The sequence below is a fragment of the Serratia sp. szju genome (assembly GCF_044594185.1).
GTDB classification, from domain to species: Bacteria; Pseudomonadota; Gammaproteobacteria; order Enterobacterales; family Enterobacteriaceae; genus Serratia; species Serratia bockelmannii.
This window is the reverse complement of sequence record NZ_CP172576.1, coordinates 1,150,442-1,176,258: the sequence shown is the minus strand read 5'-3', so window position 1 is coordinate 1,176,258 and position 25,817 is coordinate 1,150,442. Positions and strand designations below refer to the sequence as shown.

Annotated in this window: 17 protein-coding genes; 14 read left to right on the top strand and 3 right to left on the bottom strand. The window is 61.7% G+C overall.

Annotated elements, in window-relative coordinates:
• Positions 1–185: 185 nt before the first annotated feature.
• The 5 genes from dppA to dppF all read left to right on the top strand — a co-directional run bounded on the left by dppA (position 186) and on the right by dppF (position 5,879).
• Positions 186–1,793: a dipeptide ABC transporter periplasmic-binding protein DppA gene (gene dppA, locus RE418_RS05605; protein ID WP_025304836.1), complete on the top strand. Its 1,608-nt coding sequence runs from the start codon at positions 186–188 to the stop codon at positions 1,791–1,793.
• A 170-nt stretch (positions 1,794–1,963) separates the two neighbouring features.
• Positions 1,964–2,983 carry a dipeptide ABC transporter permease DppB gene (gene dppB, locus RE418_RS05600; RefSeq protein WP_038630050.1) on the top strand — a complete coding sequence of 340 codons (1,020 nt, stop codon included), beginning with the start codon at positions 1,964–1,966 and terminating at the stop codon, positions 2,981–2,983.
• 11 nt (positions 2,984–2,994) lie between these two features.
• Positions 2,995–3,897: a dipeptide ABC transporter permease DppC gene (dppC, locus tag RE418_RS05595; protein ID WP_025304838.1), complete on the top strand. Its 903-nt coding sequence runs from the start codon at positions 2,995–2,997 to the stop codon at positions 3,895–3,897.
• Between the two features lie 15 nt (positions 3,898–3,912).
• Positions 3,913–4,893 (top strand): dipeptide ABC transporter ATP-binding protein, encoded by a 981-nt coding sequence (gene dppD, locus RE418_RS05590; RefSeq protein WP_004934132.1) that lies wholly within the window; start codon positions 3,913–3,915, stop codon positions 4,891–4,893.
• Positions 4,890–5,879: a dipeptide ABC transporter ATP-binding subunit DppF gene (dppF, locus tag RE418_RS05585; RefSeq protein WP_015376237.1), complete on the top strand. Its 990-nt coding sequence runs from the start codon at positions 4,890–4,892 to the stop codon at positions 5,877–5,879. Before dppD ends, dppF begins: the two co-directional genes overlap by 4 nt.
• A 298-nt stretch (positions 5,880–6,177) precedes the next feature.
• Here dppF and bcsG read toward each other — a convergent pair whose 3' ends face one another.
• From bcsG to bcsE, 3 genes are read right to left on the bottom strand one after another with little or no spacing between them, the layout of a single operon-like run.
• Positions 6,178–7,833, bottom strand: a complete 1,656-nt coding sequence (bcsG, locus tag RE418_RS05580) for a cellulose biosynthesis protein BcsG (protein WP_169540734.1) — start codon at positions 7,831–7,833, stop codon at positions 6,178–6,180.
• The gene (gene bcsF / locus RE418_RS05575) at positions 7,830–8,033 is read right to left on the bottom strand and encodes a cellulose biosynthesis protein BcsF (protein ID WP_004934139.1); all 204 of its coding nucleotides are present in this window, start codon (positions 8,031–8,033) and stop codon (positions 7,830–7,832) included. Before bcsF ends, bcsG begins: the two co-directional genes overlap by 4 nt.
• On the bottom strand, positions 8,020–9,588 hold the full coding sequence (gene bcsE, locus RE418_RS05570; RefSeq protein WP_049203654.1) for a cellulose biosynthesis protein BcsE: 1,569 nt from the start codon (positions 9,586–9,588) through the stop codon (positions 8,020–8,022). The genes bcsF and bcsE overlap by 14 nt, the downstream gene beginning before the upstream one ends.
• Before the next feature lie 189 nt (positions 9,589–9,777).
• Here bcsE and bcsR point away from each other — a divergent pair, with 189 nt between their 5' ends.
• The 9 genes from bcsR to RE418_RS05525 all read left to right on the top strand — a co-directional run bounded on the left by bcsR (position 9,778) and on the right by RE418_RS05525 (position 25,813).
• The gene (bcsR, locus tag RE418_RS05565; protein WP_025304843.1) at positions 9,778–9,969 is read left to right on the top strand and encodes a cellulose biosynthesis protein BcsR; all 192 of its coding nucleotides are present in this window, start codon (positions 9,778–9,780) and stop codon (positions 9,967–9,969) included.
• A gap of 3 nt (positions 9,970–9,972) precedes the next feature.
• Positions 9,973–10,713, top strand: coding sequence for a cellulose biosynthesis protein BcsQ (gene bcsQ / locus RE418_RS05560; protein WP_025304844.1), 741 nt, complete (start codon positions 9,973–9,975; stop codon positions 10,711–10,713).
• Positions 10,710–13,313 carry a UDP-forming cellulose synthase catalytic subunit gene (bcsA, locus tag RE418_RS05555; protein ID WP_060434820.1) on the top strand — a complete coding sequence of 868 codons (2,604 nt, stop codon included), beginning with the start codon at positions 10,710–10,712 and terminating at the stop codon, positions 13,311–13,313. Before bcsQ ends, bcsA begins: the two co-directional genes overlap by 4 nt.
• Before the next feature lie 62 nt (positions 13,314–13,375).
• Positions 13,376–15,682, top strand: coding sequence for a cellulose biosynthesis cyclic di-GMP-binding regulatory protein BcsB (bcsB, locus tag RE418_RS05550; protein WP_089181522.1), 2,307 nt, complete (start codon positions 13,376–13,378; stop codon positions 15,680–15,682).
• A gap of 5 nt (positions 15,683–15,687) precedes the next feature.
• Complete coding sequence (gene bcsZ / locus RE418_RS05545) at positions 15,688–16,800, top strand: cellulose synthase complex periplasmic endoglucanase BcsZ (RefSeq protein ID WP_080433042.1); 1,113 nt, start codon at positions 15,688–15,690, stop codon at positions 16,798–16,800.
• Entirely contained in the window at positions 16,782–20,255 is a 3,474-nt protein-coding gene (bcsC, locus tag RE418_RS05540) for a cellulose synthase complex outer membrane protein BcsC (RefSeq protein ID WP_399675917.1), read from the top strand. The genes bcsZ and bcsC overlap by 19 nt, the downstream gene beginning before the upstream one ends.
• Before the next feature lie 228 nt (positions 20,256–20,483).
• On the top strand, positions 20,484–22,490 hold the full coding sequence (gene hmsP / locus RE418_RS05535) for a biofilm formation regulator HmsP (RefSeq protein WP_025304849.1): 2,007 nt from the start codon (positions 20,484–20,486) through the stop codon (positions 22,488–22,490).
• Between the two features lie 273 nt (positions 22,491–22,763).
• The gene (locus tag RE418_RS05530; protein WP_016929514.1) at positions 22,764–24,050 is read left to right on the top strand and encodes a dicarboxylate/amino acid:cation symporter; all 1,287 of its coding nucleotides are present in this window, start codon (positions 22,764–22,766) and stop codon (positions 24,048–24,050) included.
• Positions 24,051–24,310: 260 nt separating this feature from the next.
• Positions 24,311–25,813 carry a pitrilysin family protein gene (locus RE418_RS05525; RefSeq protein WP_025304850.1) on the top strand — a complete coding sequence of 501 codons (1,503 nt, stop codon included), beginning with the start codon at positions 24,311–24,313 and terminating at the stop codon, positions 25,811–25,813.
• The last annotated feature ends 4 nt before the right edge of the window (positions 25,814–25,817 follow it).

The window sequence follows — 25,817 nt, the reverse complement described above, 5'->3', positions numbered from 1 at the left end:
GGGTAAGAGCGAGAGTTGTTTGAGTGAATTCCACGCGCTCAGACGTCCCCGCCGCGATGCGTTCCATCCGGCATTCTCTCCTCGTACGCCTTCTGCCTTCGGGCGCCGATCGCACAGGCCACGCAATAAAAAATACAGGTCTGGCGGCAATTACACACATCACATCACACAATGGAGCACTAACGATGACACGTTCCTTGGGTAAATCGGGGATTCTGAAATTCGGTATTGGGCTGATCGCGCTGACCGTGGCGGCCAGCGTACAGGCCAAGACGTTGGTTTACTGTTCTGAAGGTTCCCCGGAAGGGTTCAACCCGCAGCTGTTTACCTCCGGCACCACCTACGACGCCAGCTCGGTACCGATCTACAACCGCCTGGTCGAATTCAAAATCGGCACCACCGAACTGCAGCCGGGCCTGGCTGAGAAGTGGGACGTCAGCGAAGACGGCAAAACCTACACCTTCCACCTGCGCAAAGGCGTGAAGTGGCAGAGCAACAAAGACTTCAAACCGACGCGCGATTTCAACGCCGACGACGTGGTGTTCTCCTTTGAGCGCCAGTTGGATGCGAACAACGCCTACCACAAAGTGTCTGGCGGCAGCTACGAATACTTTGAAGGCATGGACATGCCTAAGCTGATCGCCAAGATTGAAAAAGTGGACGACAACACCGTGCGCTTCGTGCTGAACCGCCCGGAGGCGCCGTTCCTGGCTGACCTGGGCATGGACTTCGCGTCCATCCTGTCCGCCGAATACGCCGACGTGATGATGAAAGCCGGCACGCCGGAGAAAGTCGACCTGAATCCGATCGGCACCGGTCCGTTCCAGCTGCTGCAATACCAGAAAGACTCCAAGATCCTGTACAAGGCATTCGACGGTTTCTGGGGCACCAAGCCGAAGATCGATCGCCTGGTGTTCTCCATCACGCCTGACGCCTCCGTGCGCTACGCCAAACTGCAGAAAAACGAATGTCAGGTGATGCCGTACCCGAACCCGGCCGATATCGCCCGCATGAAGCAAGACAAGTCCATCAACCTGATGGAACAGCCAGGCCTGAACGTGGGTTACCTGTCGTTCAACGTCGAGAAAAAGCCGCTGGATAACCTGAAGGTGCGCCAGGCGTTGACCATGGCGGTCAACAAGCAGGCGATCATCGACGCGGTTTATCAGGGCGCGGGCCAGGCGGCCAAGAACCTGATCCCGCCAACCATGTGGGGCTATAACGACGCGGTGCAGGATTACGCTTACGATCCGGCCAAGGCGAAAGAGTTGCTGAAAGAAGCGGGCATGGCCGACGGTTTCAGCATCGACCTGTGGGCGATGCCGGTACAGCGTCCTTACAACCCAAACGCACGCCGCATGGCGGAAATGATCCAGGCCGACTGGGCCAAGATCGGCGTGAAAGCCAAAATCGTGACCTATGAGTGGGGTGAATACCTCAAGCGCGCCAAAGCGGGCGAGCACCAGACGGTGATGATGGGCTGGACCGGCGACAACGGGGATCCGGATAACTTCTTCGCCACGCTGTTCAGCTGCGCGGCGGCGAAAGACGGCTCCAACTACTCCCGCTGGTGCTACAAGCCGTTTGAAGATCTGATTCAACCGGCGCGCGCCGAATCCAACCACGACAAGCGCATCGAACTGTACAAACAGGCGCAGGTGGTGATGCACGATCAGGCTCCGGCGCTGATTGTCGCACACTCCACCGTGTACGAGCCTGTGCGTAAGGAAGTGAAAGGCTACGTCGTGGATCCGCTCGGTAAGCATCACTTCGAGAATGTCTCTGTAGACTGATTTCGACCGCTTTACCGGAGACGCACGAATGGACTTGCAGGGGCGCAACAGGTTTGCGCCCCTGCTGACCAGTCTCCGGCGTATGGCCGTCGAATCGTTCAAAGGCATGTGAGCGTTAATAAGCCTGGCGGACGATGAGCTGCCGGGCATTGATACAGAGAGTTCGGGATATGTTGCAGTTCATACTCCGACGTTTGGGGTTAGTTATCCCAACGTTTATCGGCATTACATTGCTGACTTTTGCATTCGTCCATATGATCCCCGGCGACCCGGTGACCATCATGGCCGGGGAACGCGGTATCTCCGCCGAGCGCCACGCGCAGCTGATGGCGGAAATGGGGCTGGACAAGCCGCTTTATCAACAATATTTCTCCTACGTGTCCAACGTGCTGCACGGCGATCTGGGCACCTCACTCAAAAGCCGCATCTCCGTCTGGAGCGAGTTCGTTCCGCGCTTTCAGGCCACGCTGGAGCTGGGCTTCTGCGCGATGCTTTTCGCTGTGCTGGTAGGCATCCCGGTCGGGGTGCTGGCGGCGGTCAAACGTGGCTCGGTCTTCGATCATACTGCGGTGGGCATCTCGCTGACCGGCTATTCGATGCCGATTTTCTGGTGGGGCATGATGCTGATCATGCTGGTGTCGGTGCAGCTTAACCTGACGCCGGTGTCGGGGCGCATCAGCGACACGGTATTCCTTGACGACAGCCAGCCGCTGACCGGCTTTATGCTGATAGACACCCTGATCTGGGGCGAGCCGGGCGACTTTATCGACGCGGTGATGCACATGATCCTGCCGGCCATCGTGCTGGGCACCATCCCGCTGGCGGTGATCGTGCGCATGACCCGTTCCTCGATGCTGGAGGTGTTGGGTGAAGACTACATTCGCACCGCCCGCGCCAAGGGCGTGAGCCGTATGCGGGTGATCGTCGTCCACGCGCTGCGCAACGCGCTGCTGCCGGTGGTGACGGTGATCGGGCTGCAGGTCGGCACCATGCTGGCCGGCGCCATTCTGACCGAAACCATCTTCTCCTGGCCGGGGCTGGGCCGCTGGCTGATCGACGCGCTGCAGCGCCGCGATTACCCGGTGGTGCAGGGCGGGGTGTTGCTGGTCGCCTGTATGATCATTCTGGTTAACCTGCTGGTAGACGTGCTCTACGGCGTGGTCAACCCGCGTATTCGCCACAAGAAATAAGGGGCGCTCTCATGTCTCAAATCACTGAGTCTGCAGTTAAAGGTGCGCCGAAGCCAATGACCCCGTTTCAGGAGTTCTGGCACTATTTCAAGCGCAATAAAGGGGCCGTGGTCGGCCTGGTGTATATCGTTCTGATGCTGGTGATCGCGCTCGGCGCCGGCGTGCTGGCGCCGCATGCGCCGGCGGACCAGTTCCGCGATGCTCTGCTCAAGCCGCCGGTGTGGCAAGAGGGTGGCAGCTGGCAATATATCCTCGGCACCGACGACGTGGGCCGCGACGTCCTGTCGCGCCTGATGTACGGTGCACGGCTGTCGCTGTTGGTCGGCTGCCTGGTGGTAGTGCTGTCGCTGATCATGGGCGTGATATTCGGCCTGCTGGCCGGTTACTTCGGCGGCGTGGTGGACGCGATTATCATGCGCGTCGTCGACATCATGCTGGCTCTGCCGAGCCTGCTGCTGGCACTGGTACTGGTGGCGGTATTCGGGCCGTCGATCGTTAACGCTTCGCTGGCGCTGACCTTCGTCGCCCTGCCGCACTATGTACGTTTGACGCGCGCGGCGGTGCTGGTGGAGGTCAACCGCGACTACGTCACCGCATCGCGGGTGGCGGGCGCCGGCGCACTGCGCCAGATGTTCGTCAATATTCTGCCTAACTGCCTGGCGCCTTTGATCGTGCAGGCTTCTCTCGGTTTCTCGAACGCCATTCTGGACATGGCCGCGCTCGGCTTTCTGGGCATGGGCGCGCAGCCGCCGACGCCGGAGTGGGGCACCATGCTCTCCGACGTGCTGCAGTTCGCGCAAAGTGCCTGGTGGGTGGTGACCTTCCCCGGCGTGGCGATCCTGCTGACGGTGCTGGCATTCAACCTGATGGGGGACGGTTTGCGTGACGCTCTCGACCCCAAACTCAAGCAGTAACAGAGGACGAGAGAGATGGCGTTATTGAATGTAGACAAGCTTTCGGTGCACTTCGGTGACGAAGGCACCCCGTTCCGCGCGGTAGACCGCATCAGTTACAGCGTGGAGCAAGGTCAAGTGGTCGGCATCGTCGGTGAATCCGGCTCCGGCAAATCCGTCAGTTCGCTGGCGATCATGGGCCTGATCGATTTCCCCGGCAAGGTGATGGCCGACAAGCTGGAGTTCAACGGCCAGGATCTGCGCAAGATCTCCGAAAAAGAGCGCCGCCAGCTGGTGGGCTCCGAAGTGGCGATGATCTTCCAGGATCCGATGACCAGCCTGAACCCGTGCTATACCGTCGGTTATCAGATCATGGAGGCGCTGAAGGTGCATCAGGGCGGCAATCGCCGCACTCGCCGCCAGCGTGCTATCGACCTGCTGACCCAGGTGGGCATTCCGGATCCGGCTTCGCGGCTGGACGTATACCCGCACCAGCTTTCCGGCGGCATGAGCCAGCGCGTAATGATCGCCATGGCCATCGCCTGTCGGCCGAAGCTGCTGATCGCCGATGAGCCGACGACCGCGCTCGACGTGACCATCCAGGCGCAGATCATCGAGCTGTTGCTGGACCTGCAGCAGCGCGAAAACATGGCGCTGCTGCTGATCACCCACGATCTGGCGCTGGTGGCGGAAGCCGCGCATCACATCATCGTGATGTACGCCGGCCAGGTGGTGGAATCCGGCAAGGCGGCGGAGATTTTCCGCGCGCCGCGCCACCCGTACACCCAGGCACTGCTGCGCGCGCTGCCGGAGTTTGCCGCCGACAAGGCGCGGTTGGCTTCGCTGCCGGGCGTGGTGCCGGGCAAATACGATCGCCCGACCGGCTGCCTGCTCAATCCGCGTTGTCCGTACGCCAACGAGCGCTGCCGTAACGAGGAGCCGGAACTGCGCAGCATTCCCGGCCGTCAGGTTAAATGTCACACACCGCTGGATGATGCGGGGAGGCCGACCGTATGAGCCAGAATCAACCTTTACTGCAGGCGATTGACCTGAAGAAGCATTACCCGGTGAAAAAGGGCCTGTTCGCGCCGGAGCGGCTGGTCAAGGCGCTCGACGGTGTGTCCTTCACCCTGGAGCGCGGCAAAACGCTGGCGGTGGTCGGCGAATCGGGCTGCGGCAAATCGACGCTCGGCCGCCTGCTGACGATGATCGAAGTGCCGACCGGCGGCGAGCTGTACTACCAGGGGCAGGATCTGCTGAAGCCGGACGTCTCGGCCGAGAAACTGCGACGCCAGAAGATCCAAATCGTGTTCCAGAATCCTTACGGATCGCTCAACCCGCGCAAGAAGGTCGGGCAGATCCTCGAGGAGCCGCTGTTGATCAACACGTCGCTCAGCGCCGCCGAACGGCGGGAAAAAGCGCTGGAGATGATGGCGAAGGTCGGCCTGAAGACCGAACATTATGACCGCTACCCGCACATGTTCTCCGGCGGCCAGCGCCAGCGTATCGCCATTGCCCGCGGGCTGATGCTGAATCCGGACGTGGTGATCGCCGATGAACCGGTGTCGGCATTGGACGTGTCGGTGCGCGCGCAGGTGTTGAACCTGATGATGGATCTGCAGCAGGAGCTGGGGCTGTCCTATGTGTTTATCTCGCACGATCTGTCGGTGGTGGAACACATCGCCGACGAGGTGATGGTGATGTACCTCGGTCGCTGCGTGGAAAAGGGCAGCAAAGAGGCGATCTTCAACAACCCGCGTCATCCGTACACTCAGGCGCTGCTGTCGGCGACGCCGCGGTTAAACCCGGATATGCGCCGCGAGCGCATCAAATTGACCGGCGAGCTGCCCAGCCCGATGAATCCGCCGCCGGGCTGTGCGTTCAATGCCCGCTGCCGCCGCGCTTTTGGCACCTGCGTACAGCTGCAGCCGCAGCTCAAACAGTACGGTGAGCAGATGGTGGCTTGCTTTGCGGTCGATCAGGACGAACATCCGGGGGCGTAAGGCGTCGAACGTCATCGCTTAAATTCACGCCGGCATCACGCCGGCGTTTTTTATTACTCAATCAAAGGGTTAGTCAGTAAACGATCGCGACAACTCATTTTTTAAATTATTCCCTTAACGTCATTCTGACAAATCGTTATTTTTTTAAGAATCTTCGCATGAAAATAATAATCGAATAATAGAATTCAACGGTTTGTTGTTAATAACATTCTGTCGGTCGAGCTGTTTCGCCATTTCTATTATAAAACCCTAATAAAAAAGCACGCCGGCGGCGTGCTTTAGGTTGATGAGGTCGCGCTTATTGCGGATAAGGCACCCAGTCGCCGCCGTTCAGGCGAATGTAAGGCTTGCCCTGATATTGCATCACGATAGCGTTGTCGTTTTCGGAGATGACCGGGGTCTGCGGCAGCGCCTGCGTCAGTGTCTGCCAATCGACGCTGGATTCGCTGAAGACCTTGCCGTCCACCAGGCGCGACACCAGTTCAGACAGCGCCAGATAGCTGCTCGGCGTTTTGATCTGCAGTGGACTGCCCTGATGCGGCGCCTTCATGCCCACCAGTTTGATGCCGACCGGCGTATGGGTGATGTTCGGGCTGGGGATATCGCGCAGGCCGGACATCTGCATCTTGTCACCCACTAACGCCGCCCCGTGTTCCGGCACGATCACTACCACCACTTTGCGGCCGGATTTTTCCAGCTGATCGAGGAAGGTGTTCAACTGATCGAACAGCTTCTGCGCGCGTGGCTGATAGTCGGCGCTCTTGTTGGCGCCGACGAAGCGGTTGCCGTCGTGCAGCGGGATGACGTTGAAGAAGGTAGCGGTGCGGCCGTCGCCGCCTTTTTGCTGCTGATCCAGCCAGCGGGTCAGCAATTCGAGATCGTTATAAATCGGCTCACCGTCGAACGACGTCAGCTCGTTGCCGATGCCGGCCTGCGACATTAACGGCGCCTGCATGTCGCCCTGTTCACGCAGCTCTTTCAGGTAGTTGCCGAATACCCCGGAGTGATCGAGCATCAGCTGTTCCTTGAAGCCGAGTTTTGTCAGGTTGTCGAACAGGTAACACTGCTGGTTCACCGGCTGGTACAAATCATGATGCGAAAGCTGGCCGCAGCTGGCGCGCAGCAACCGTATCGAGGCCGGGCCGCTGTAGGCAGTGGCCGAATTGAAGCTGTCGAACATGATATCCATCTTCGACCACAGCGGATGATTCTGCAGGTTGACCGCGTCCATATCGGCCCAGGCCAGCGAACAGATGTTGATCACCAGCAGATCGAACGGCTGGGCGTCGGCGGGCAAGGTGGTCGGGAACGCGGTGGCGCGGCCTTTTTCCCGGTCGTAGAACTGGTTCAGGTAGGCCGTCAGGTTGGCGCTGGTCGGCGGCAGGCTGTCCGCTGGCGCAGCGTTCCCCGCCGCCGGCGCGGCCGTGGCCGGCGTATTGGCGCTGCCGGCCGAGGCTGTGGAGGTCGCGGGCAGCAGTGAGACCGCCGGCCCGGCAATGTTGACGATATTGAGCCACACCAGCGCCGCCACGGTGAATACCGTGACGCGCACCCATTGCGCGACGAACAGGTAGGCGATAAACAGTACGAAGGCCGCGCCGATCATCTGCCAGTTGATAAAGCGGTTGACCAGTTCCAGCAGATACTGGGCGCTGAAGCCGGCCAGCTGCGACCCCTGGCTGAGAATGCTGTTGATGCCCGGCAGCCAGGTGTCGTGGTAGAACAAGGCGATGCCGATCGGGATGGCGAGGTAGTGGCGCCAGCGATGCAGGCGTTGCGAAGGGATCGGCATCAGCAGAAACGCCATGAACACCAGGTTCGGCAGCGCGTGGAAATTCAGGTAGCCGAACCACAGCAGGGCGAATTTAGCCAGAAAGTAAAGGTTCCAGCCACCCAGCCCACGCCAGTAGCGCCACAGAGCGTTATCGGATTGCGTATTCGAGTTTCGATTCATGGCTGCTTCTTACGTTTAATCTGAGATGAGGAGCCAGTGCGCACCCACAAACCGGCGGATTTCAAATAGCGCGGCGATAACAACAGGTTTTGCCAGTATTGACGCAAATGCGGAAAACGCCGGTGAAAGGCGTAACCCAGCGGAATGAAGATCAGCGCGCACAGCAGGATCAGTTGCACGATATCGTTAAGGTTCAGCATGCGGTTCCTCCTGCGGATCAAGCGACAGCGTGAAGGCGACCGGCTGCCGCCGTTCCACGGGTTCCTCGGCCACCGCCACGCTGGGGCGCGGCGCGGCGCCGGCGGTACCGGTAGCCGAAAGCTGCCAGTGCCCCTGGGCCATGCGTTTGATTTCCGAAACGATATCGACGTCCTGGTGCCACACCACCCGGTTGCTGAAGGCTTCATCCACCGGCAGCCGGAAGATGAACTTCAGCGCGGTATCCAGATCGTTGATGCGGCAGGTGGACAGGAACAGCACCAGCCGCCCCTGCACCACGGTCATCACGTCGCCGAACCGCCGCAGGTGGCACAGGGTCATCGCCTGTTCCGCGCGCAGACCGATGGCCGGGCGCAGCGCCACCATCACGCCTTTGCCATCCTCAGGCAGCAGCGTGTTGCCCATCAGCGAAAGCACCGCCTGGCTGAACGCTTCCGGCCGCATATAGCCTTTGAGCTGCAGCGGGCGCAAACCGGCCAGCAACGCATCGATGTCGGCGGGCACATGGCGTGAGAAACGCTGCCCCTGGATGCCCTCGAGCATGGTGAGAAAACGCGACAGCGGCGCGACGTGCGGCACGATCAGATTGGCGCCGCAGGCCAGCAGCAGCCGTTCGTCACTGTAGCGCAGGCTGGCGCTCATCTCGCGCACCGCGATTTTCAGGCCGCTGCCGCGGCTGCGTCGCAGGGTGTGGATCTGGTGCGCCAGGTGATCGATTTGGTCGCTTTGATACAACGCGAAAATCAACGTTGCCGAGAGTCTCAGCATGCCGTGCTGCGCCAGTTCGTCGTTGCTCTCCAACAGCTGCCAGTTGGCGGACAGCGGCGGCGCGCCCTCCAGAATGCTGCGTTCGGCCAGATACTGACCTTCGTCGCTGCGCAAGGCGGTGGGGGAGGGTTGACTATTTTCATCCTCGCCCTGCCAGCCGCCTTGCGCGGCGTACAACGTCAGCAGTTGATTGGCGTTGATGCCGTTTTCGGTGCTCCACCAGTTCACCAGATATTGCGCGCTATCCTGCTGCCATTGCAGGCTGGATAGGCCGTTCAGGATACGATGCTGTGCGCTGAGCTGCCCTTTAAGCTTATTGATGCCGCCGCCGTGGCTGAGGATCAACAGCGTGCAGCCCTGCCGCCGCAGCCAGGCGGCGAGGGTACGCGTCCACTCGCGCAGCTCTTCGGTGGTGAAGGTTTGCCACAGGCTGGCGTGGGCCAGCAGGATAAGCAAGCGATTCTGCGGCCGCAGGGCGCGCATCAGATCGTCGCTCAGCTGCGTCAGCGCGGCTTTTTTCTCTGGTAATTGATACAGCGGCAGCTTTTGCAAAGCGGGCGAAGCCAGCTCGGCCAGCAGGCTTTCGGGTTTGTCGCCGCTGCAGATCAGGGCGACTTTGTGAGTGGCCGGCTGGGCGGCGATCACCTGGCGACACAGCAACGCGGCGTCGCTTTGCCTGTCGATATTGATCCAATAGAGCCCCGGAGCCTGCATCACCGAGAGCTCTTCCCAAATCTGCCGAATGCCTAGAGAAAAAGAGTGCGCCATAGGATGTGTTCTACTTTCGTTGAAAGCCGACTAAAGGCGTTTATATTTAAAGATAGCCATTTTTACTCTGGCAATAACAAATATCCGACGCTATTCGGCAATATTTGTTGAGAATCATCTTATTGCCTGTCTCTTTTTGTATCGTTGCTATAGTTAATTAACATAGCCTATTTTCGCCAAGGCGGAAGAATGAATAACGCACCTACCCATTTTCGTGCAGCGGCACCTGGGGAGAGCCAGGATGACCTGCAGGCGCTCAGCCAGGCTTTTTCATTGCCGAAATTAAGCTATGTCGATATTTCGCGGCAGGAGCGGCTAACGCACATGATGACGCGCTGGTCACTGTTGGCCGAATTGGCGCAGACTGCGGGGAGCCATTGATCTATGCCGGTGATCGCGCTGCAAGGGCTGCGGGGTGGGATGGGGACGACGTCGGTCACGGCGGCGCTCGCCTGGGCGTTGCAGCAGCTGGGTGAGTCGGTGTTGGCGATCGATTTCACGCCGGATAATCTGCTGCGCTTGCATTTCAACACGCCGTTCGAACTGGCACGCGGCTGGGCCCGCGCGGAGCAGGACGGCGGCGGTTGGCAGGAAGGCGCGCTGCGTTATTGTGAAAACCTCGATTTTCTGCCGTTTGGCCGCCTGAATGCGGCGGAACGGCTGGAAGTGCAGCGTCAGTGTCAGCAGCTGCCCGAACGCTGGCGCGACAACCTGCGCCAACTGAGCGCCGGCGATCCGCAGCGCTGGATCCTATTGGATGTTCCGATCGGGGACGGCGCTCTGGCGCAGCAGGCGCTGCAGCTAGCCGACAGCGTGTTCATGCTGTTGAACCCCGACGCCAACTGCCAGGTACGGCTCCATCAGCAGACGCTGCCGAACGACTGCCGGTTCCTGGTCAATCACTACTCCTCCGCCAGCCAGCTGCAGCAGGATTTGCATCAGCTGTGGCTGCAAACCCTGAGCGGTCTGTTGCCGGTGGTGATCCACCGCGATGAAGCGCTGGCGGAAGCGCTGGCGGTCAAACAGCCGCTGGGCGAATACCGCCCCGAGAGTCTGGCGGCGGATGAAGTGCTGACGCTGGCCAACTGGTGCCTGATCAACCTCAAACGGGGTGTTGCGCCATGAGCCGGGTGCTGAGCCTGCTGCTGGTGCCGCCGGTGCGTCAGGCGGTGCAGGCGCGCTACCGCGGCTATCGCCGCAACGGCGCGTCGGCGCTGACCGCGTTTTTTGCCACGTTGCTGGTGGCGCTGGGGTGGATGCTGCTGCGCTTTGAATCACCGGCCTGGCAGCGTGTGCGTACCGGCCGCGCTTACTGGTTCCCGCATCTGTCCGCCGAACGCCCACGCCCGGCGGATGCGCTGCGCTATCTGCTGCAGGGCCTGTGGCTACTGCTGTTCCGCAGCGGCCGCGCGCCAGTGCAGCGTGACTATTTCGCTGGGTGGCGTCGGCTGCAGCAGCGCTACGCCGATTGGCTGCAGGGCCTGCCGCAGCGGCTGAAAAACGCCGGCGTGGAACAGCGTTCGGTAGAGCGCCTCGGCCGCATGAACCGTGGCATGCGACGCGCGCTGTTTATTCTGGTCGGCGTGCTGGCGGCGATCCTCGCCATGCTGTGCATCTCGCAACCGTTCGATCTGTCGGCGCAATTCGTGTTCGTCGTGCTGCTGTGGGGGATCGCGATGGTGGTGCGCCGGGTGCCGGGGCGCTTGCCTGCGCTGATGCTGATCGTGCTGTCGCTGACCGTCTCCTGCCGTTACCTGTGGTGGCGCTATACCGCCACGCTGAACTGGGACGATCCACTTAGCCTGGTGTGCGGCCTGTTGCTGTTGGTGGCGGAAACCTACGCCTGGGTGGTGCTGGTGCTGGGCTATTTCCAGACTATCTGGCCGCTTAATCGCCAGCCGGTGCCGTTGCCCGCTGACAGCGCGACCTGGCCAACCATCGATTTGATGGTGCCGACTTACAATGAGGACCTCGGGGTGGTGAAGCCGACCGTCTATGCGGCGCTGGGCATCGACTGGCCGAAGGAAAAGGTGAATATCTATATCCTTGATGACGGTAATCGCCCCGAATTCCGTGCGTTCGCCGCCGAAGTGGGGGTGAAATACATCGCCAGGCCGACCCACGAACATGCCAAGGCCGGCAACATCAACAACGCGTTGAAGCAGGCCACCGGCGAGTTCGTGGCGATTTTCGACTGCGACCACGTGCCGACGCGCTCTTTCCTGCAGCTGACCATGGGCTGGTTCTTCAAAGACAAAAAGCTGGCGATGCTGCAGACCCCGCACCACTTCTTCTCGCCGGATCCGTTCGAGCGCAACCTGGGGCGTTTCCGCCAGACGCCCAACGAGGGCACCTTGTTCTACGGGCTGGTGCAGGACGGCAACGACATGTGGGACGCCACCTTCTTCTGCGGCTCTTGTGCCATCTTGCGCCGCAGCGCGCTGGACGAGATCGGCGGCATCGCGGTGGAAACCGTCACCGAAGACGCCCACACCTCGCTGCGTTTGCACCGGCGCGGGCATACCTCGGCCTATATCCGCATTCCGCAGGCTGCCGGGCTGGCGACCGAAAGCCTGTCGGCGCACATCGGCCAGCGCATTCGCTGGGCGCGCGGCATGGTGCAGATCTTCCGGCTCGACAACCCGCTGCTGGGCAAGGGGCTGAAACTGGCGCAGCGCCTGTGCTACGCCAACGCCATGCTGCACTTCCTGTCGGGCATTCCGCGGCTGATCTTCCTCACCGCACCGCTGGCGTTTTTGCTGCTGCATGCCTACATCATCTTCGCGCCGGCGCTGGCGATCGCGCTTTATGTGCTGCCACACATGATCCACGCCAGCCTGACCAACTCGCGTATCCAGGGGAAATACCGCCATTCGTTCTGGAGCGAAATCTATGAAACGGTGCTGGCCTGGTATATCGCGCGGCCGACCACGGTGGCGCTGTTCAATCCGCACAAGGGCAAATTCAACGTCACCGCCAAGGGCGGGCTGGTGGAGGAGGAGCACGTAGACTGGGTGATCACCCGACCTTATATGTTCCTGGTGATCCTTAACCTGGCCGGGCTGGCGTTCGGCGCCTGGCGGCTGGCCTATGGCCCGACGGACGAGGTGATGACGGTGATCATCAGCCTAGTGTGGGTGCTGTACAACATGACCATTCTCGGCGGCGCGGTGGCGGTGGCGGTAGAGGCCAAGCAGGTGCGTCAGGCGCACCGCGTGGAGATCGCCATGCCGGCGGCGATCGCGCGTGCCGACGGCCACCTCTACCCCTGCACGCTGCGCGATTACTCCGACGGCGGCGTGGGCATTGAGATGCGAGTGGAAAACGCGTTGAAAGACGGCGACAAAGCCTCGCTGCTGCTCAAGCGTGGCCAGCAGGAGTACAGCTTCCCCTGCGTGGTGACGCGCGCCTTCGGCAACAAGGTGGGGGTGCGTCTGGTCAGTCTCTCTACCCGTGAACACATCGATTTCATTCAGTGCACCTTCGCCCGCGCCGATACCTGGGCGCTGTGGCAGGACGGGTTCCCTGAAGACCGGCCGATCGAAAGCCTGCGCGACGTGCTGGCGCTGGGCTTCCGGGGCTATGTGCGCATGGCGGACTACGCGCCGCCGCTGGTGCGCGGTTTGCTGGTCGGGGTCACGTCGCTGACCGCCTGGGTCGTGTCGTTTATTCCGCGCGGCGTCGGCAGGGATCCGACCTTGGGTCAACAAGAAACAGTGGGTTAGCTGCGAGTTCAACCGCCCGCTCACTCGCCCGGTGAACAGGCTCCAACATTGATGATGATACGATGACGCGAAAAATAACCTGGTTAACTGCTCTGGCCTTAGGCATCAGTACCCTGTCGCAGGCCGAAACCGCCACCGCGCCGACCGTGGCGGCCCAGCCGCCGATCGCCGCGGCGGCCGATACGGCGACCGCGCCACCGCTGGCCACCGCACCGCAGGATCCGAATGCGCCGGTGCGCGACGTATCGCTGTCGTTTGCGCAGATAGCGCCGCCGCCGGGCACCTTTGTTCTGCGCGGCACCCGGCCGGACGGACAGATCGAATTCGGCGTGCGCAGCGATGAGGTGGTCTCGCAGGCGATGCTCGATATGGAGTTTACGCCGTCACCGGCGCTGATCCCGGTGGAGTCGCACGTCAAGGTCTATCTGAACGACGAACTGATGGGCGTAACTACCCTCGCCAAAGAGCAACTGGGCAAGCCCAATCGCATCCAGATGGTGATCGATCCGCGCTATATCACCGATTTTAACCGCGTCCGGCTGGTGTTCGTCGGTCATTATCAGAACATCTGCGAAAACCCGGCCAGCACCTCGCTGTGGCTCGACGTCAGCAAGTCCAGCGCGCTGAAGCTGCGTTTCCAGACGCTGCCGGTGAAAAACGAGCTGTCGCACTTCCCTGAGCCGTTCTTCGACAGCCGTGACAATCGGCCGCTGACGCTGCCGATGGTGTTCGCCGGCCAGCCTGACCTCACCCAGCAGCGCGCGGCGGGTATTCTGGCCTCCTGGTTCGGCAGCAAGGCGCAGTGGCGCGGGCAATCCTTCCCGACGCTGTACAACGCGCTGCCGACGCAGCACGCGGTGGTGTTCGCCACCAACTCGCAGCGCCCGGATTTCCTGCGCGATTATCCGGCGGTCAACGGCCCGACGGTGGAGATGATCAGCCACCCCGACAATCCGTACGTCAAACTGCTGTTGATTCAGGGGCGTGACGACAACGATTTGATCACCGCGGTGAAGGGCATCGCGCAGGGCAACATTCTGTTCCGCGGCCAGAACGTGACGGTGGACAAGGTGGAACAGCTCGCGCCGCGCCAGCCTTACGACGCGCCGAACTGGGTGCGCACCGATCGGCCGATGACCTTCGCCGAGCTGCAGCAATATGCCGAACAGCTGCAAACCAGCGGCATCGAGCCTGGCCCGATTTCGCTGACCATGAACCTGCCGCCGGACCTGTTCCTGATCCGCAGCACCGGCATCGATATGCACCTGAAATACCGCTATACCGCGCCGCGCATTCAGGACGGTTCGCGGCTGAGCGTCAGCCTGAACAACCAGTTCGTGCAGGCGTACTCGCTGGTGCCGGAACACGAACAGGGCGCGCAGCTGCTGCGCCTGCCGTTGACGCAGGGGCTGCTCGACTCCGACAAGAACGTCAATATCCCGGCGCTGCGGCTGGGGGCTACCAACCAGCTGCGTTTTGACTTTGACTACACCACGCTGCTGGCCAGCGGCGCGGAAGGGCGCTGCGAAACCTATTCCTTCACGCAAAACCATGCGGTGATCGACGGTGCGTCTACCATCGATTTCTCCGGCTACCGCCACTTTATGGCGATGCCGGACCTGCGCGCCTTCGCCAACGCCGGCTTCCCATTCAGCCGCCTGGCGGATCTGTCGCAAACGCTGGTGTTGGTGAACCAGAAACCGCAGCCGGCGCAGGTCAGCGCGCTGCTGAACGCGCTGGGTGTGATCGGCGCGCAAACCGGTTATCCGGCGCTGGCCTTCACGCTGAGCGACGACTGGTCGCAGGCCAAGGATCGCGACGACGACATCCTGATGGTCGGCACCATTCCGCCGGCGCTGCGCGACGACAAGAAAATCAGTCTGCTGGTGGACGCGACCCAAAGCTGGGTGAAACAGCCGACGCGGCAGCCGCCGCTGCCGAGTGCGGAAGTGCTGGCAGAGGACACCAAGCCGGACAGCAAGACCACCGTCAGCTCCGAGGGCGCAATGTCGGCGATCATCGGCGTACAGTCGCCGTTCAACGACCAGCGCAGCATCGTGGCGCTGTTGGCGGACAGCCCGCGCGGCTATGAGCTGCTCAACAATGCCCTGCTGGACAGCGGCAAGCGCGCCGCGGTGTTTGGTTCGGTGGCGGTGATCCGCGAATCAGGGGTCAACAGCCTGCGCGTCGGCGATATTTACTATGTCGGCCACCTGCCGTGGTGGGAGCGGCTGTGGTATGCCCTCTCCACCCATCCGGTCCTGCTGGCGGTGATCGCGGTGGTGCTGGTGGTGATCCTGGGGCTGATGCTGTGGCGCGGCCTGAAGGCCTTCAGCCGGCGTCGTCTGGCGCCTGAAGATCGGGATTGACGGCGGTGAGCGCGATGCTGCAACGCCTGTCGCTCGGCATGCTGCTGCTGTGTGCGTTCAGCGCGGCGGCGGCCTGCGAGTGGCCGGGTTGGCAACAGTACAAGCAATTCTACATCAGCCCGCAGGGGCGGGTGATCGATCCGAGCAGTCCGAACAAGATCACCACCTCCGAGGGACAGAGTTACGGCCTGTTCTTCGCTCTGGTGGCCAACGACCGGCCGACCTTCGATCGGCTGTTGGCCTGGACGGAGAACAACCTGGCGGCGGGCGATCTCAGCGCCCGTTTGCCCGCCTGGCTGTGGGGCGAGAGCGACGACAAGCAGTGGAAGGTGCTGGACGCCAACTCGGCGTCAGATGCCGATCTGTGGATCGCTTATAACCTGCTCGAAGCCGGCCGCCTGTGGAAAAGCCGGCGTTATCAAACCCTGGGAACGCTGCTGCTGCAACGCATCGGCCGCGAGGAAGTGGCCGACATCCCCGGCCTGGGCCTGATGTTGCTGCCGGGCAAAGTCGGGTTTGTGGCGGAAGATCGCTGGCGGCTGAACCCCAGCTACCTGCCGCCGCAGCTGCTGGCGCGTTTTGCGGCGCTGAACGGCCCGTGGCGCGCGATGCGCCAGGTCAATCAGCGGCTGTGGCTGGACACCGCGCCGCACGGCTTCTCACCGGACTGGGTGGTGTGGCGAGTCGGCACCGGCTGGCAGCCGGATACCGTCAAGCCGAACGTCGGCAGCTACGACGCGATTCGGGTCTATCTGTGGGCCGGCATGCTGGCGGACGACGATGAGCATAAGGCGGCGCTGCTCGCACGCTTCCAGCCGATGGCGCAGCTCACCGCCAAACAGGGTGTGCCGCCGGAGAAAACCGATACCGCCAGCGGCAAAACCACCGGTGACGGCCCGGTCGGCTTTTCCGCCTCAATGCTGCCGATGTTGGCGACGCAGGCCGAGGCGCTGGCGACACAGCGGCAACGCATCAGCGAACATCCGCCGGGTGACGACGCTTATTTCAGCGCCTCGCTGACGCTGTTCGGTCAGGGGTGGGATCAACAACGTTATCGCTTTAATCGTCAGGGTGAATTGCAACCCTCGTGGGACGGCCAATGCACAACTTCAAAATAAACTGGCTGAATTTGATTCCGCTGAGCCTGGCGATGCTGCCGCAGGCGCGCGCCGCGGAGGCCGTGGCCCCGGAGCAGTGGCTGCTGGAGCAGGTGCGCATTGGCGAGGCCGGCAACAAGGACGATCTGGTGCGCCAGTCGCTGTACCGGCTCGAGCTGATGGATCCGAATAACCCGGACGTGATCGCCGCGCGTATGCGTTTGGCGCTGCGGCAGGGCAACATGGCGCTGGCGCAACAGCAGTTGGACAAGCTGAAAACCCTCGCGCCGCAGTCCAGCGCCTATCGCCAGGCGCAAATGAACATGCTGCTGACCCAGCCGGAAACCCGGCAAAAGCTGCAGCAGGCCCGCCTGATGGCGACCGCCGGCCGGCTGCCGGAGGCCAAGGCGCAGTACGATGCGCTGTTCCACGGCGAGCCGCCGACGCTCGATCTGGCGGTGGAGTATTGGCGGCTGGTGGCGCGTTTGCCGGGGCAGGAGGCGAAGGCGTTAAAGCAGTTGCAGGCGCTGGACCAGCAATATTCCGGCAACGTGGCGCTGCGCATGTCGCTGGCGCGCATGCTGTTCAGTCAGAATCAGGACGCGCAGGCCTATGAACTGCTGCAGAAGATCGCCGCCGATCCGGCCGGGCGCGGCGATGCCGCCGATCTGTGGCTGGACAAGGTCAAAGCGATGCCGGTCAACGCGCAAAGCGTGGCGGCGCTCAACCGCTTCCTCGGCGTGTTCGATACCGGCGATCAGGCGACCCGCGCCCGTGAAGAGCTGGCCAGACAGCAGAAACTGTTGGCCGATCCGGCTTATCAGGCGCGGGTGCGCGGCCTGGCGCAGGTGGATAAAGGTGGCAGCCGGGCGGCCATTCCGGCGTTGCAAAAGGCGCTGGCGGCAGCGCCGAACGACGCCGAGGTGCTGGGCGCGCTCGGCCAGGCCTATTCGCGCGCCGGTAACCGCCCGCAGGCGCTGAAGCTGTTTCGCCAGGCGCTGGCCGCCGACAAGAATGGCTACGGCAGCGGCAAATGGCAAAGCCTGATCAAGAGCACCGGCTACTGGCTGGCGATCGACGAGGGCGACAAAGCGCTCAAGGCAGGCAATCTCGCGCTGGCCCGGCAGAAATATCAGCAGGCGCGCCAGCTCGACGACAGCGACGGCGATGCGTTTATCGGCCTGGGCGATGTGGCGGTGGCGAGCGAGGATGACGCCGCGGCGGAAGGGTTTTATCAGCAGGCGCTGCGACGCGATCCCGGCAACGGCAGCGCGCTGCGCGGCCTGGTGAATATCTATCAACGGCAGTCGCCGGAAAAAGCGTTGGCCTACCTCAGCGGCCTGCCGCGCAGCCAACAGGCCAAGCTGCGCAGCACCTTCGACGGGCTGCGGCTCGACATGTTGAAACAGCAGGCGGAGACGCTGGCGCAGCAGCAACAGTGGCAACAGGCGGTGGAAATTTATCGCCGCGCCCAGGCGATGGATCCCGACGATGTCTGGCTGACCTATCGCTACGCGCAGGCGCTGCGTCAGGCTGGGCAGCCGCAGCAGGCGGACGCTCTGTTCCGGCAGCTGGCGCAGCGCCAGCACGCCAATCCGCAGCTGACCTACGCCTATGCGCTCTATCTTTCCGGCAGCGATCGCGACAGGCAGGCGCTGGCGCAGCTCAATACGCTGCCGGCGGCGCAGTGGAACGACAACATGCGCGAACTGGCGCAGCGGCTGAAAATGCAGGCGACGATCGCGCATGCTGAAGGGCTGCGGGCGGCCGGTGACGAACCGGCGGCGGAAGCCTATCTGCGCCGGCAGCCGGCGGACACGCGCATCGATTTGCTGCTCGCCGACTGGGCGCTGGCGCGCGGGGAGTATGCGGCGGCGCTGGACGACTATCAGCGGGTGAAACGGCGTGAACCGAACAATCCGGATGCGCAGCTGGGCGAGATCGAAGCCTATGTGGCGCAGGGAGATCTTGACGCGGCGCGCCAGCGGCTGAAAACCGAACCGCAGCCGCAAGACGCTTCGCTCAACAGCCAACGGCGGGTTGCCAACGCCTGGAGTGCGGTCGGCGATGCGCAGCAGGCCGACGCGCTCTTCGGCCGGCTGAAAACGGCGGCGGCTTCAGAACCCGTCGGGCAGACCAAGGCGCTGATCTACCGTGACGCCGCCCGTCTGGAGCGGGCTCAGCAACAGCCTGAGCGGGCGCAGCAGGATTTCCGGCAGGCGATGGTGGCCGGCGGCATCACGCCGACGCTGCCGCAGGATAATGACAGCTACACTTATTTGACGCGCAATAACGCGGGCGACGACTGGCTGAAACGCGGCATCCGCTCCGATGCCGCTGATTTGTATCGGCAGCAGGACGTGAACGTCACGCTCGATCACGATTACTGGCGCTCGAGCGGCACCGGCGGCATTTCCGATTTCAATGCGCACGACACCATGCTGCAGGTGGACATGCCGCTGTATGACGGGCGCGCCTTCTTGCGCACCGACACCGTGCAGCTGGATGCCGGCCGCTTCTCGACCGACGGCAGCGGCAAATACTACGAAACCTTCGGCACCTGCCACACGCAAGGGTGCCGCGGCGATGAACACCAGAAAACCACCGGCACCAGCGTGGCGGCCGGTTGGAAAAACGATCGCTGGGCCGCTGATATCGGCACGACGCCGATGGGCTTTGAGGTGGTCGACTGGACCGGCGGCCTGGCCTACAGCGGCGACTGGAACCACATCGGTTGGACGCTGGCGGCCTCGCGGCGGCCGATCTCCAGCTCGCTGCTGGCGTTCGGCGGTGCCAAAGATCCGAACACCGGTACCACCTGGGGTGGCGTGCGCGCCACCGGCGTCAGCCTGAGCGCCAGCTACGATCGCGGCGAGGCGAACGGCGTGTGGGCCGATCTCAGCGCGCACCAGATTACCGGCAAGAATGTGGCGGACAACCAGCGGCAGCGGTTGATGGCCGGTTACTACTACAAGCTGATCAACGAAGACAATCGCCGCCTGAGCGTCGGGCTCAATACCATGCTGTGGCATTACCAGAAGGATTTGAGTGGTTATTCGCTGGGGCAGGGCGGCTATTACAGCCCGCAGCAATATCTGTCTCTGTCGCTGCCGGTCAACTACCGTCAGCGCACCGAGAACTGGTCGTGGGAGCTGGGCGGTTCGGTTTCGCTGTCCCATTCTAAAACCGACAGCCAGCGCCGTTATCCACTGCAGGGGCTGATCCCGGATTCGTTGCCCGATAAGTTCGCCGTCGAGGACGGCAGCTCCGCGAGCGGCGTCGGTTATACCCTGCGGGCAATCGTCGAACGCCGTCTCAGTTCGCACTGGACGCTCGGCGCCGGCATCGACATTCAACAGGCGAAGGACTATACGCCGAGCCACGCGTTGATTTATCTGCGCTATTCCCTGGCCGGCTGGCAGGGGGATCTCGATTTGCCGCCGCAGCCGCTGACGCCTTACGCCGACTTTAAGTAGTCGGAAGGGGAAAGATTCGGAGTGTCGGACGCCGGGGAGTTTTGTTACCCTGTGTCCGGGTCGTGTTTGTTCGCTTTAGGAAAAGACTGAAACCCGCGATTTTCTTGGTTTTGCCTGCGGCATAGCCAGATAAAAACAGCCGATGATCGAGTATACTCAGCCCGGTTCGAGGGGGCGGGTGAGAGTCAGCCCCCTTTTTGTTTTAGCCCGATTTCACGGAGAGCAGGTTTGCGGGTCAGGCGTTCGTTAACGATTAAGCAGATGGCGACAGTGTCCGGCGTGGCGCTGGTCACGATCTGCATCTTTATCGTGATCCAGTTATTCCACTTTGTGCAGCAGCGCAGGGATGACTACGCCCAGCAACTGGAGAATATCGCTCACTCCGTGCGCCAGCCGCTGGCGGAAGCGGTGCTGCGGATGGACGTGCCGGAAGCCAAAAGGGTGCTGAACACCCTGTTGCCGGTCGGCATTCTCAGCCGGGCGGATATCGTCTTGCCGAACGAGTTTCAGGCGCTGCACGCCAATTTCCCGCCGGAGCGGCCGGTGCCGACGCTGATCGCCCGGCTGTTTGAACTGCCTATCCAAATTTCCGTGCCGCTCTATTCGCTGGAACGGGTGCCGGCCAACCAGCAGCCGCTGGCCTATCTGGTGCTGCAGGCCGATTCGTTCCGCATGTACCAGTTTATCCTCAGCATTTTGTCGACCATGCTGTCGACCTACCTGCTGCTGGCGCTGATCCTGTCGGTGGCCATCACCTGGTGCATGAACCGGTTGATGGTGCACCCGCTGCGCGCGATGGCCAAAGAGCTGGAGAACATCTCGCAGGACGAAGCGCCCTATCACCAACTGATGCTGCCGGCGCTGCACCAGGACGACGAGCTCGGCCTGCTGGTGCGCAACTACAACCGCAATCAACAGACGTTGGCCAAGGCGCATGCCGACATGAGCCGCCTGAGCACCCGCCACCCGGTGACCGAATTGCCAAATCCGGCGTTGCTGAACGCGTTGCTGGAACAGCATATCGCCTCCAGCCTGCGCCCCGAGCGTTTTAACCTGTTGGTGATCGGCATCGAGACGCTGCATGAAGCGTCTGGCGTGATGAGCCCGGCGATGCGTGAAGCGTTGCTGCTGGCGTTGGCGAAGAAGCTGCGCGGCTGCATCGACGAAAACGGCGTGCTGGCACAGCTGAGCAATACCGAATTCGCCATTCTGGCCAAGGGTATCGAGCGGCCGTTCCACGCCATGCAGCTGGCGCGGCGTATCATGGCGGAGATCAACGCGCCGTTGACGCTGGAAGGTTTGGCGCTGCGGCCCAACGCCAGTATCGGCATCGCGCACTACCTCAATCAGGGGGAGAGTGCGGAACAGCTGCTGCGCAGCGCCACCTCGGCGATGATGTCCGCACACCGCGAAGGAAAAAATCAGATCCTGTTCTTCGAGCCCAGCCTGACGGAACGCACGCAGAAGCGGTTGACCCAGGAGAGCGAGATCTTGCACGGCATCGAGCAGCGGCATTTCACGCTGTTCCTGCAGCCGCAGATCGACATGCAGTCCAACGAGGTGATCGGCGCCGAAGCGCTGCTGCGTTGGCAGCAGTATGACGGCAGCTATACCCTGCCGGCCGACGTTATCCCGCTGGCGGAAGAGCTGGGTGTGATCGTGCCTCTCGGCAACTGGGTGTTGGAAGAGTCCTGCCGCATCCTGGCGGACTGGCAGCAACGCGGCATTGCGCTGCCGCTGGCGGTCAACGTTTCCGGTATTCAGATGCAACATGAGGCGTTTGTTCCGCATCTGAAAAACCTGCTGGCGCAGTATCGGATCGATCCGCGCAAGCTGCTGCTGGAGATCACCGAGACAGTACGCATCGACGATCTCGACCACGCGCTGGCGCTGCTGCGTGAGCTGCACGATCTGGGATTGTCTATCGCGCTAGATGACTTCGGCATGGGCTACTCCAGCCTGGAGTATCTGAACCGGTTGAAATCCCTGCCGATCGATTTGATCAAAATCGACCGCAGCTTCATTCAGGGGCTGCCGGCCGACGATGCGATGGCGCGTATCGTCAGTTCGATCTCCGAAGTGCTGGCGTTACCGGTGATGGCCGAAGGCGTGGAAAACGCCGGGCAGCGCGACTGGCTGCTGCAGCACGGCATTCGCAGCGGGCAAGGATTCCTGTTCGCCCGGCCGCTGCCGCGCGAAGCGTTCGAAGCCGAGTTTTGCCGCGCGGCGCCGTGAGCGCCGCGTGACCTTTCCGGTACTTTTCCCCGTCCGAAAATCGCTATTCTTTATCTACCTCTTTTGCGTTAGTGCAAACAAAGGCTTACGCAATTTTCAGCTTTGCACCTCGACTGACGCGTTTCAGCTCTTAAATTCACATCAACCCTCAGGGGCGGGTGCAACAAATTATTTCCATGTTGTTAAGTGGGTGTTATTTTCCGCGCAAGCAATGAACAGGCTGGATTTTTAGACTGCTGCCTGGTGCGTGTCTTCCCCCCATAGGATGTTCATATGAAAACAACGATCTTTAAGAGCCTCTATTTTCAGGTACTGACGGCGATCACGCTGGGTATCCTGCTTGGCCATTTCTACCCTGACCTCGGCGCCGAGATGAAACCTCTGGGCGATGGCTTCGTCAAACTGATCAAGATGATCATCGCACCGGTGATCTTCTGCACCGTGGTGACCGGCATCGCCGGCATGGAAAGCATGAAGGCGGTGGGGCGCACCGGCGCCATCGCGCTGCTGTATTTTGAAATCGTCAGCACCATCGCGCTGATTATCGGTCTGGTGATCGTCAACCTGGTGCAACCGGGCGCCGGCATGAACGTCGATCCCGGCACGCTGGACGCCAAGGCGGTGGCGGTCTACGCCGAGCAGGCACAGCAGCAGGGCATCATTCCGTTCCTGCTGGACATCATCCCCGGCAGCGTGATCGGCGCGTTCGCCAGCGGCAACATTCTTCAGGTGCTGCTGTTCGCGGTACTGTTCGGCTTCGCCCTGCATCGTCTGGGCGACAAAGGGCAGCTGATCTACAACGTGATAGACAGCTTCTCGCGGGTGATTTTCGGCATCATCAACATGATCATGCGCCTGGCGCCGCTGGGGGCCTTCGGCGCTATGGCGTTTACCATCGGTAAATACGGTGTCGGCACCCTGGTGCAACTCGGCCAACTGATCGTGTGCTTCTATATCACCTGCATCCTGTTCGTGGTGGTGGTGTTGGGCAGCATCGCCCGCGCCAACGGCTTCAGCATCTTCAAATTCGTCAACTACATCAAAGAAGAGCTGCTGATCGTGCTGGGGACCTCGTCGTCCGAATCCGCGCTGCCGCGCATGCTGGATAAAATGGAGAAGCTGGGCTGCAAGAAATCAGTGGTGGGTCTGGTTATTCCGACCGGGTACTCCTTCAACCTGGACGGCACCTCTATCTACCTGACCATGGCCGCGGTGTTTATCGCGCAGGCGACCAATACCCACATGGACATCATGCATCAGATTACCCTGCTGGTGGTGCTGCTGCTTTCCTCCAAAGGGGCGGCGGGTGTCACCGGCAGCGGCTTTATCGTGTTGGCCGCCACCATCTCCGCCGTCGGCCATCTGCCGCTGGCCGGCCTGGCGCTGATCCTCGGCATCGACCGCTTCATGTCGGAAGCCCGTGCGTTGACCAACTTGGTGGGCAACGGGGTGGCGACCGTGGTGGTGGCAAAATGGTGTAACCAGCTGGATGAAAAACAGCTGAAAGACACGCTGAACAACAAAAACACCGGCGCGGACAAAACGCTGCCTTCCGCCTGATATCGGCGGTAAATCACCGGCCGCATCCGCGGCCGGTGAGGTTCTTCCCCTGCCTCGTAACGATTTTTTGCATTAAAAACCCCGCAATCCATTATTTTTCACTCTAATGAGTGACATCCGCAAAGGCGCGCGGTCTAACACGGTGGTACACTTTCTGCTTTCCGCCCCACCGTGAAACTCAGGGCGTATTTTTATGATTCCATTGAATGGAATACACGCATTTGCATAAGAAATTGGATAGTCATTAAGTAGGGGTTCACATGCAGGGCACCAGAATTCATCTTATAGTTGGTGGGTTGCTATTGGCTGCAGCCAGTAGCAGCGTGCAGGCTGAAGCACTACAACCCGACCCTGCCTGGCAGCAGGGGGCGTTGGCCAACGGGTTTTCATGGCAGATTCTCGATACGCCGCAGCGGCCGAGTGACCGCGTTGAACTGCGGTTGATCGTCAATACCGGCTCTTTGGTGGAGTCTTCGCAGCAGACCGGCTTTGCTCATCTGCTGCCGCGGCTGGCGTTGGCGCGTAGCGAAAGCTTCACGGCCCCGCAGCTGCGCGCCCTGTGGCAGCAGAGCGTGGACAACGAGCGGCCGCTGCCGCCGGCTATCATCTCGTATGATTTCACCATGTATAACCTCAGCCTGCCGAACAACCGGCCCGACCTGCTGAAAGAAGCGCTGGCCTGGCTGGCGGATACCACCGGCAAATTGGCGATCGACGAGCATACGGTGCATGCGGTGATGAATTCCAGCATCAATCCGGTCGGCACTTTCCCGCCTAATACCCAAGACGTCTGGTGGCGTTACCGCCTGAAAGGCTCGACGCTGCTGGCGCACGATCCGGCGCAGCCGGCAAAACGGCCGGTCAACCTCGAGCAGCTGAAGAAATTCTACCAACAGTGGTATACCCCGGATGCCATGACGCTGTTCGTGGTCGGCAAGGTTGACAGCCGCAGCCTGGGCGAGCAGATCAACAAGGCGTTCTCGCCGCTGCAAGGCAAACGTGAAACCCCGGCCCCGATGCCGACGCTGACACCGCTGCCGCAGCAGCCGGTGAGCCTGATCAGCGAGCAGGTGAAACAGGATACGCTGTCGATCATGTGGGATTCGCCGTGGCACCCGATTCGCGATTCGCAGAGCCTGCTTCGTTACTGGCGTGGCGATCTCGCCCGCGAGGCGCTGTTCTGGCATCTCCAGCAGACGCTGGAAAAAAGCGAACAGAAGAGCCTGCATCTGGGCTTTGACTGCCGCGTGCAGTATCAACGAGGGCAGTGCGCCATTCATCTGGATACGCCGAACAACAATCTGAACGGCAGCCTGGGCTTTATTGCCCGCGAGCTGGCCAACGTGCGTGACAACGGCCTGTCGAAAGAAGAATTCGATGCGCTGCTGGCGCAGAAAAACGATCAGCTGAGCAAGCTGTTCGCGACCTACGCCCGTACCGACACCGATGTGCTGATGAGCCAGCGTCTGCGCTCGCAACAGAGCGGGGTGGTGGATATCGCGCCGGAGCTGTATCAGAAGCTGCGCCAGGAGTTCCTGTCCAGCCTGACGCTGGAGACGCTGAATCAGGCGCTGAAGCTGCAGCTTTCTCAGGAGGCGACGCTAGTGCTGATGCAGCCGAAGGGCGAGCCGGAAATGAGCATGAAGCAGCTGCAGGAAACCTATGACGGCATCATGATGCCGGCGCCGGCGGTGGTGACGGAAGAAGCCAAGCCGGCCGACGCCGCGGTGGCAGCGCCGGCGACGGACGCCAGCGCGCAGTAATTCG

Bases quoted from the DNA above. Each gene is read 5' to 3' on its own strand.
- dppA (WP_025304836.1), top strand. From the start codon at position 186: ATGACACGTTCCTTGGGTAAATCGGGGATTCTGAAATTCGGTATTGGG.
- dppB (WP_038630050.1), top strand. From the start codon at position 1,964: ATGTTGCAGTTCATACTCCGACGTTTGGGGTTAGTTATCCCAACGTTT.
- dppC (WP_025304838.1), top strand. From the start codon at position 2,995: ATGTCTCAAATCACTGAGTCTGCAGTTAAAGGTGCGCCGAAGCCAATG.
- dppD (WP_004934132.1), top strand. From the start codon at position 3,913: ATGGCGTTATTGAATGTAGACAAGCTTTCGGTGCACTTCGGTGACGAA.
- dppF (WP_015376237.1), top strand. From the start codon at position 4,890: ATGAGCCAGAATCAACCTTTACTGCAGGCGATTGACCTGAAGAAGCAT.
- bcsG (WP_169540734.1), bottom strand. From the start codon at position 7,833: ATGAATCGAAACTCGAATACGCAATCCGATAACGCTCTGTGGCGCTAC.
- bcsF (WP_004934139.1), bottom strand. From the start codon at position 8,033: ATGCTGAACCTTAACGATATCGTGCAACTGATCCTGCTGTGCGCGCTG.
- bcsE (WP_049203654.1), bottom strand. From the start codon at position 9,588: ATGGCGCACTCTTTTTCTCTAGGCATTCGGCAGATTTGGGAAGAGCTC.
- bcsR (WP_025304843.1), top strand. From the start codon at position 9,778: ATGAATAACGCACCTACCCATTTTCGTGCAGCGGCACCTGGGGAGAGC.
- bcsQ (WP_025304844.1), top strand. From the start codon at position 9,973: ATGCCGGTGATCGCGCTGCAAGGGCTGCGGGGTGGGATGGGGACGACG.
- bcsA (WP_060434820.1), top strand. From the start codon at position 10,710: ATGAGCCGGGTGCTGAGCCTGCTGCTGGTGCCGCCGGTGCGTCAGGCG.
- bcsB (WP_089181522.1), top strand. From the start codon at position 13,376: ATGACGCGAAAAATAACCTGGTTAACTGCTCTGGCCTTAGGCATCAGT.
- bcsC (WP_399675917.1), top strand. From the start codon at position 16,782: ATGCACAACTTCAAAATAAACTGGCTGAATTTGATTCCGCTGAGCCTG.
- RE418_RS05530 (WP_016929514.1), top strand. From the start codon at position 22,764: ATGAAAACAACGATCTTTAAGAGCCTCTATTTTCAGGTACTGACGGCG.
- RE418_RS05525 (WP_025304850.1), top strand. From the start codon at position 24,311: ATGCAGGGCACCAGAATTCATCTTATAGTTGGTGGGTTGCTATTGGCT.